This is a genomic window from Actinoplanes sp. ATCC 53533 (assembly GCF_003947245.1).
In genome coordinates this window covers 1-7,077 of record NZ_QHHV01000303.1, presented here as the reverse complement: position 1 = coordinate 7,077, position 7,077 = coordinate 1, and the positions used below count along the sequence as shown (strand labels likewise).

At 70.5% G+C, this 7,077-nt stretch carries 7 protein-coding genes and 1 pseudogene; 4 read left to right on the top strand and 4 right to left on the bottom strand.

The window, feature by feature from the left end; genetic code table 11:
• The 4 genes and pseudogenes from DMB66_RS54730 to DMB66_RS54715 form a co-directional block, all read left to right on the top strand.
• Positions 1 to 391, top strand: a 391-nt coding sequence (locus DMB66_RS54730) for a hypothetical protein (RefSeq protein WP_370321215.1), incomplete at its 5' end; no start/stop codon positions are given.
• 2 nt (positions 392 to 393) lie between these two features.
• Positions 394 to 1,046, top strand: a pseudogene (locus DMB66_RS54725) (nucleotidyl transferase AbiEii/AbiGii toxin family protein).
• A gap of 102 nt (positions 1,047 to 1,148) precedes the next feature.
• A complete protein-coding gene (locus DMB66_RS54720) occupies positions 1,149 to 2,378 on the top strand; it encodes a bifunctional glycosyltransferase family 2/GtrA family protein (protein WP_125811955.1) in 1,230 nt (409 codons plus the stop codon).
• 122 nt (positions 2,379 to 2,500) lie between these two features.
• Positions 2,501 to 2,800 (top strand): DUF3040 domain-containing protein, encoded by a 300-nt coding sequence (locus DMB66_RS54715; protein WP_125811954.1) that lies wholly within the window; start codon positions 2,501 to 2,503, stop codon positions 2,798 to 2,800.
• Between the two features lie 27 nt (positions 2,801 to 2,827).
• Here DMB66_RS54715 and DMB66_RS54710 read toward each other — a convergent pair whose 3' ends face one another.
• Genes DMB66_RS54710 through DMB66_RS54695 form a run of 4 tightly spaced genes read right to left on the bottom strand, consistent with a single transcriptional unit; the run spans position 2,828 to position 6,861 of the window.
• Complete coding sequence (locus tag DMB66_RS54710; RefSeq protein WP_233625519.1) at positions 2,828 to 3,919, bottom strand: DNA glycosylase AlkZ-like family protein; 1,092 nt, start codon at positions 3,917 to 3,919, stop codon at positions 2,828 to 2,830.
• A 12-nt stretch (positions 3,920 to 3,931) separates the two neighbouring features.
• On the bottom strand, positions 3,932 to 4,543 hold the full coding sequence (locus tag DMB66_RS54705; protein WP_125811953.1) for a GNAT family N-acetyltransferase: 612 nt from the start codon (positions 4,541 to 4,543) through the stop codon (positions 3,932 to 3,934).
• Positions 4,544 to 4,603: 60 nt separating this feature from the next.
• A complete protein-coding gene (locus DMB66_RS54700) occupies positions 4,604 to 5,401 on the bottom strand; it encodes an IclR family transcriptional regulator C-terminal domain-containing protein (RefSeq protein ID WP_125811952.1) in 798 nt (265 codons plus the stop codon).
• 41 nt (positions 5,402 to 5,442) lie between these two features.
• Complete coding sequence (locus DMB66_RS54695; RefSeq protein ID WP_125811951.1) at positions 5,443 to 6,861, bottom strand: amidohydrolase family protein; 1,419 nt, start codon at positions 6,859 to 6,861, stop codon at positions 5,443 to 5,445.
• Positions 6,862 to 7,077: the final 216 nt, after the last annotated feature.

Here is a 7,077-nt window from a genome sequence, read left to right as displayed (position 1 = left end):
TAGAGCGCGGCATATCGTCATGGATGTGGTGAGGCAGACAGCTAAGGCTGAAAGCATGGCGCCTGGTTCACGGTATGCGGACCAGCGGCACTATGTCGTGCCGGCGAGCCTTGCTGACCTGCACGGCCCGGTTAGTGGCTTGGTGGTGCTCGATCGATCGTTGGACTGGTCCGGTGACAGCACCTACGACCTGGACGATGCCGGCGACCTGCAAGTGATGTATCAGACTGTGCTGAATCAGGCCACGGCCACCGAGAACCTGAGCCGATGGCTCGACGGCGACCTTCTTCGCCAGATGTGGCCCGAGCTGTGGCTTCCTGCCCGACTGCGAGCGCTTTGGCAGGCCCGATTCCCCGAACTGGGCACGCCCCCGCAGGCCCTCGCCGGCTGAACATGGATCTGGGCCAGCAGAGATTGGCGGAGATCGGACTCCGGGTCGCCGGAAGATACGGCTTCGCACTCGCCGGAGGAAACGCCGTTCAGGCGCACGGAATCTTGAGTCGTCCGAGCGAGGACGTAGACCTGTTCACCGCGTGGGATCGCCGCGAAGATTTCGCCGCTGCGGTAGGTGCTGTCGTCGACGGATATCGCGCGACGGATACGCCGTCGAGGTCGTTCAACAGTTCGAGACCTTCGCCCGGCTCGCCGTAACCGACTCCGCCACGCCGGATCGGCCGTACAAGGTCGAATTGGCTGCGAACTGGCGTTCCCTCCCACCGGTAATGATGGATATCGGGCCGGTTCTGCACATCGACGATGTAGTGGCAGGCAAGATGTCCGCGCTCTTCACCCGCGCCGAGCCGCGTGACTTCCTCGACGTCGACGCCGCCGTATCGACCGGGCGCTACGACCGTCGGCAATTGCTTGAGCTTGCCGAGCAGGCCGACGCCGGCTTCGACCGTCAGATCTTCGCCGACCTGCTGGCCATGCTCCAACGTTATCCGGACCGGCGCTTCGCTTCCTACAACGCTGCGCCCGACCATATCGCCGCGATGCGCGAGCGCTTCGCGCAATGGCGCGACGACCTCCTCGCTGACTGGGAATAGCTCGCGACTTCGCAGTCAGCGGTCTCGCGCGGAAATAGAACTCACAGCCTCGCCATAGCGTCGCCACATTCCGGGCAAAGCCAAGGAGACGACCTTGGTGACATGAGCCTTTCCACGCTGCCGTCGCACGCTTCCGAGCAGGTGCGGGTCATTGCTCCGGTGCTCGACGTGGTCGTGCCGGTCTACAACGAGGAGATCGACCTCGAGCCGTGCGTACGCCGGCTGCATGAGTACCTGCGGGCCGAGTTCCCGTACCGGTTCCGGATCACCATCGCGAACAACGCCAGCACCGACTCCACCGCCGAGGTGGCGGACCGGCTCGCCGAGGTGTTGCCCGGGGTCGCGGCGGTGCACCTGGCCGAGAAGGGCCGGGGCCGGGCCCTGAAGTTCGTGTGGACGCACTCCGACGCGGCCGTGCTCGCCTACATGGACGTGGACCTCTCGACCGACCTCGGCGCGCTGCTGCCGCTGGTCGCCCCGCTCATCTCCGGGCACTCGGAGGTGGCCATCGGTTCCCGGCTCGCCCGCGGCTCGCGGGTGGTGCGCGGCGCCAAGCGCGAGTTCATCTCCCGCACCTACAACCTGATTCTGCGGGGGACCCTGTCGGCGCGCTTCTCCGACGCGCAGTGCGGCTTCAAGGCGATCCGCGCGGACGTGGCCAGCCGGCTGCTGCCGATGGTGGAGGACACCGGCTGGTTCTTCGACACCGAGATGCTGGTGCTGGCCGAGAAGGCCGGGCTGCGCATCCACGAGGTGCCGGTGGACTGGGTGGACGACCCGGACAGCCGGGTGGACATCGTGGCCACGGCGGTGGCCGACCTGCGCGGCATCGCCCGGGTCACCCGGGCGCTGGGCACCGGCCGGCTGCAGTTGGCCGGCCTGCGCGAGCAACTCGGCCGCGACCCGCTGCCCGTTGCCGGCGTGCCGGCGGGGCTCACCGGGCAGCTCCTGCGCTTCGCCGCGGTCGGGGTGGCCAGCACGCTGGCCTACCTGCTGCTCTATGCCCTGCTGCGCACCGGCGCCGGCCCGCAGGCGGCCAACCTGATCGCCCTGCTGGTGACGGCGGTGGCGAACACGGCCGCCAACCGGCGGCTGACCTTCCGGGTACGCGGCAACGACGGCGCCTGGCGGCACCAGGCCCAGGGGCTGGTCGTCTTCGCCGTCGGGCTGGGCCTGACGAGCGGCTCGCTGGCGCTGCTGCACGGCCTGAGCGAACCGCCGACCGTGGTGGAGCTGGGTGTGCTGGTCGCCGCGAACCTGGTCGCCACCGGCGTGCGCTTCCTCCTGATGCGGATCTGGGTCTTCCGAGCGGCGCGCGCCACGACGGGGTAAACACAAAGTTCCGCAGCTGTAGGAATTTGGTGACCGGCGGGTAACAATGGCAGGGATCGAAGCCACGCAACCGGCTCCGGTCGATCTGCCTTTCGATTCCGGGCCCCGCCGGAGGTAGCGAAATGCTCAGCCAGGAAGACAACCGCAGGCTGGCCCAGCTGGAACGCCAGCTCCGCCGCGACGACCCCGACTTCTGTGCTCGCATGCGCGGAGACCTGTCCGCACGCCGGCGCGTGCCGCTCTCCCTGGCGCTGACCGCCGCCGTGATCTGGGCCGCGACCCTCACGCTGGCCCTCTTCGGCTGGTGGGGCGCGGCGGCCGTCGCAGCGGTGTGGGGCACGGTGATCGTGGCCGCCCTCGCCTACCGTTGCCGGCCGGGCCGCGGTTCCTCCTACCCGGACGTGTTTCCGCCAAGCTGGTAGCCGGGGCTCGCCGACAACTGCCCGGGCTCAATCGAAGGTGACGGTGGCCTCGGCCGCACCGCGGGCGCGGGCCACCACGGCCGATTCCCGCTCCACGGATTTGCGGGCCTTCACGGTCAGCGTGCCGAACGGCGTCACCGTGAGATCAACGCGCTTCTTGCCGGCCATCTTGGCCCGCCAGACCCCGGCGATCTCGCCCTCCAGCAGCAGCGCGCCCGGGTTGCCGAGCAGCTTCCAGATCTCTTTCTGCCGCGCGCGCTCCGGCACCAGCAGATCGCGGTCGCGGGCCTGCAGCAACGGATCCATCGCCGGCACCAGCCGCACGCCGGGCGTGGGCTCCGCCGCGGCCAGCGCGGCCAGCGACCCGGCCGGGAGCCAGGCCCGGCGGCCGTCGATGCGCACCTCGGCGAGGTCGCCGGGCCAGACCTTCTTCATCTCCGCGGTGGAGCTGCCGAGATATTTGCCGACTTCCGCCGGCGTGGCCGGGCCGAGCAGGCGCAGATAGGTCGTGATCAGCGCCTCGATGCCGTCGTTTTCGGTGGGCTGCGGTGGGGCGTCGCGGATCGGGCCGAGCGTGGCGTCCCGGCCGCGGGACTCGACCTCGACGCCGCCGGCCAGCCCGGCGTGCTGCCAGATGTTGCCGGCGATGTGGCGCGCCCCGCACCCGCGGCAGTCGTAGACCAGCTCGGCCGGGACCAGGCGGGTCACCTGGGTGCTGACCTCGCCGCGCGGCATCGAGGAGTGCACGACCTCGCGGAACGCCCGCGCCGTCAGCGTGAACGCCCGGATGCCGAGCTTGCCCGCGTCGGGGATCTGAGCGCTCCTGATCCGGACCGCCGCATCCGCGTCGCTGACCGGCCAGAGCGCCTTGACCAGCGCCTTCAGGTCTCGCCGGCGGTGCAGGTGGGGCGCGCCCCGGGCGGCCCAGACGGTCAGCAGGCGGTCGTCCGCCAGCTCAGCGGACGTCCGGGCGGCCAGCGCCACCCGCGCCGAACCGGGGGTGTATTCCTGCACGCCGAGGTCGAGCACGGGCAGGTCACCGGGGCGGTCGTCGCCCCGCTCGGCCAGCCCGAGGGCGGCCAGCCGGTAAGCCATCACCTTGCCGCGGTCCACATCCATGGGAGCCACCCTTCACCCGCGACGACCGTAGCGCCGGGCTGCGACATTTCTCAGCCGTTCGAGCCGGCCGCCGCCGCCGGCCGAGATCCGTTCCCAGGTGTCGAGGCTGCTCGGGCCGTGCGGGCCCTCCTGCAGGATGGGCGGCTCGCCGGTGAGCCGGTAGCCGCAGCGGCGGGCCACGGCACAGCTCGCCGTGTTCGCCGGGTCGATGCGCAGCAGCAGCCGGGTCAGGCTCAGGGTGCTGAGGGCGTACCCGGACAGCAGCGAGAGTGCCGACGACGCGAGGCCGCGCCGGCGGTATGCGGCCCCCACCAGGTAGCCCAGCTCCGCTTCCCGCAGGCCGGCGTCGACGCCGAAGAGCAGCATCTCGCCGACCGGCGTGGTGCCGTCGACGGTGATCGCGAGCTGGATCCGCTGGCCGTTGGCGCGGCTCTGCCGCGCCCGTTTCAGGTAGGCGACGCCCGCCTCGAGGTCGAACGGCGACGGCATCGGCGTCCACCGCGCGATGTCCGGCTCGTCGAGCAGCTCCACCAGATCGTCGAGGTCCTCGTCCCGCCACTCACGCAGCGAGATGCCGTCTCCGGTCAGGGCGATCGGATATGGCAGGCGGCCGGCGGTCGTCATGCGCCGATCCTGCCCGTAAGCACCCGGTTCCTGCCAGTAGGTTGGGCTCAGGAAAGCGGATCAGCCGCGCACCACGATCGGCGCGGTGTCCAGCGTTGACCAGTCGTGGCTGATGTCCGCGGCCGCGTGCAGCAACAACGGCAGATATTTCCCTGTCAACTTATCGACAGACGTCTCCGCAGCGTGCACGGTGACGTTGAGCGCGGCGACCACCTCGCCGTCGCCGTTGCGCACGCCCGCGGCGATCGACCGGACGCCCAGCGCCAGGTCCTGGTCCGCCAGCGCCCAGCCCTTGGCCCGGGCCTCGCGCAGCGCCGCGTCCAGCGCCGGCCGGTCCGGCTGCCAGCGGGCGTTGATGCCGGAGCGGCCCGGCTCCGCGAGCACCTTGTCGAGCTGCTCGGGGCTGAGGGCGGCGAGCAGGACCTTGCCCATCGAGGTGGCCGGGGCGGGAAACCGGGTGCCGATCGACACGGCCAGCGCGACGATCTTCGGCACCGCGACCCGGGCCACGTAGACGATGTCGGAGCCGTCCAGCTGGGCCATCGAGGTGGACTCGCCGGTCAGGGCGACCAGGCGCTCCATGTGCGGCCGGGCCACGTCCCACATGTCCAGCGAGTTGACGTAGGCCATGCCGAGCTCGAGCACCCGCGGGGTCAGCGTGTACCCGCGCTCGACGGCCCGCACGTACCCCAGCTCGGTGAGCGTGAGCAGGATCCGGCGTACGGTCGGCCGGGCCAGCCCGGTGTCGGCGGCGATCTCACTCAGCGTCGACACCCGGCGGCCCGGCCGGAAGCTGCGCACCACGTCCAGCCCGCGGGCGAGGGCCTCGATGAAGTCCGGACCGGTCTCCCGTGCCATCGAGCCCCTTCCGTGACCGTGGTGAACAGCCAATGCTTCCACTACGCCGAGCCGGCGTCCCACTCGGAGTACTGGTACGGGTTCTCGACCGCCTTCGTGTCGGGCACATCCGGGTTCATCCCGCGCACCCAGGCCTCCTCGCCCAGCGTGGCCCGCAGGTGCTCGACGGTCCGGCCGACCTTCTCCCGGGCGGCGGCCAGGTCGGCGCCGACCAGCTTGTGGTCCCGCTTGACGATCCGGCCGTCGACCAGCACGGTGTGCACGTCGCCGCGCTGCGCCTGGAAGGCCACGTGGCCGTACGGGTTGAGGATCGGGAACATCGCCGGCGAGTCGTCGTTCTTGAGCAGCACCACGTCGGCCTTCTTGCCCGGTTCCAGGCTGCCGACGGCCGAGTCCAGCCCGAGCGCCTTGCTGCCGCCGCGGGTGGCCCAGTCGACGACCTGCTCGGCGCGCAGGTGCAGGTGAGTCACGGTCTCGGACCGGCTGTGCGCCTCCATGTGCTCCCGGGAGCGGTCCGCGCCCAGCGTGGTGCGCATCGCGGAGAACAGGTCGGCGCTCCACCAGACGCTGGTGTCCTGGGAGAGCGAGACCGGGATGCCGTGGTCGCGCAGGGCCCAGGTGGGCGGATAGCCCTGGCCGGCGCTCTGCTCGCTCTCGGTGGCGACGGAGACCGAGCCGCCGGTGGCGGCGATCCGGTGGTACGAGTCCTGATTGAGCGTCGCCGAGTGCACGTAGACGGTCTGCGGCGTCATGAAGCCGTGCTCGTGCATGAGCCGGATGCCGTCGTCGTTGGTCGCGCCCCACACCCCGGCGTGCGTGGTGACGGGCACCCCCAGCTCGCGGGCCACCTCGAAGGCCGCCTTCTCCGGGAAGGCGGGGTCGCCGGTGACGTCGAACGCCATCTGGAAGCCGAGCATGTCGTCGCCCGGGGTGATCCGCCGGCTGACGAAGTCGCGGAACTCCGGGCTCGCGGACCACTGCCACGGGCCCTGCTGGATGTTGCCGTAGGCGAGCACGAACCGCCCGGGCACCGCCTGCAGCGCGTCGACCGCGGCGTCCGCGTGCTCCACCGTCTGCAGGCCGTGCGACCAGTCCACGGTCGTGGTGACGCCCGCGTCGATTGCTTCGAGGGCGGACAGCAGGTTGCCCGCGTGAATGTCCTCGGGGCGGAAGTGCTTGCCCGATTCCAGGTAGTACCAGACGAAATACTGGGTCAGGGTCCAGTCGGCGCCGTAGCCACGCATCGCCGTCTGCCACATGTGCCGGTGGGTGTCGATCATGCCGGGCATCAGGATGCCGCCGGTCGCGTCGATCACCGTGGCGCCCTCCGGCGCGGTGAGGCCGACGCCGACCTCGGCGATGCGCTGGCCGATCACCAGCACGTCGGCGTTCGGCAACAGGGTATGCCGGTCGTCCATCGTCAGCACGGTGCCGTTGCGGAACAGAACACTGTCGGTCATGCCGGGTCAACTCCCTCCGCGACCAGCGGACAGGCGTCCGTCTAGCGGTCAGCGTCTCGGCGTCAGTGTGTTGCGGCTCACCACGAGTGTCAAGGCTCGATGATGGTTGACAGTCATACGTGGCGAGCCGAGACTGACGATCGAGCGGACGACTGTCCGCCTAGCGGTCAATACCTCGAAGGCGGCACATGGGACCCCTCAGCGGACTGCTCGTCG

Excerpts from the sequence above, each read along its gene's own strand:
- DMB66_RS54720 (WP_125811955.1), top strand. The coding sequence starts at position 1,149 with ATGAGCCTTTCCACGCTGCCGTCGCACGCTTCCGAGCAGGTGCGGGTC.
- DMB66_RS54715 (WP_125811954.1), top strand. The coding sequence starts at position 2,501 with ATGCTCAGCCAGGAAGACAACCGCAGGCTGGCCCAGCTGGAACGCCAG.
- DMB66_RS54710 (WP_233625519.1), bottom strand. The coding sequence starts at position 3,919 with ATGGATGTGGACCGCGGCAAGGTGATGGCTTACCGGCTGGCCGCCCTC.
- DMB66_RS54705 (WP_125811953.1), bottom strand. The coding sequence starts at position 4,543 with ATGACGACCGCCGGCCGCCTGCCATATCCGATCGCCCTGACCGGAGAC.
- DMB66_RS54700 (WP_125811952.1), bottom strand. The coding sequence starts at position 5,401 with ATGGCACGGGAGACCGGTCCGGACTTCATCGAGGCCCTCGCCCGCGGG.
- DMB66_RS54695 (WP_125811951.1), bottom strand. The coding sequence starts at position 6,861 with ATGACCGACAGTGTTCTGTTCCGCAACGGCACCGTGCTGACGATGGAC.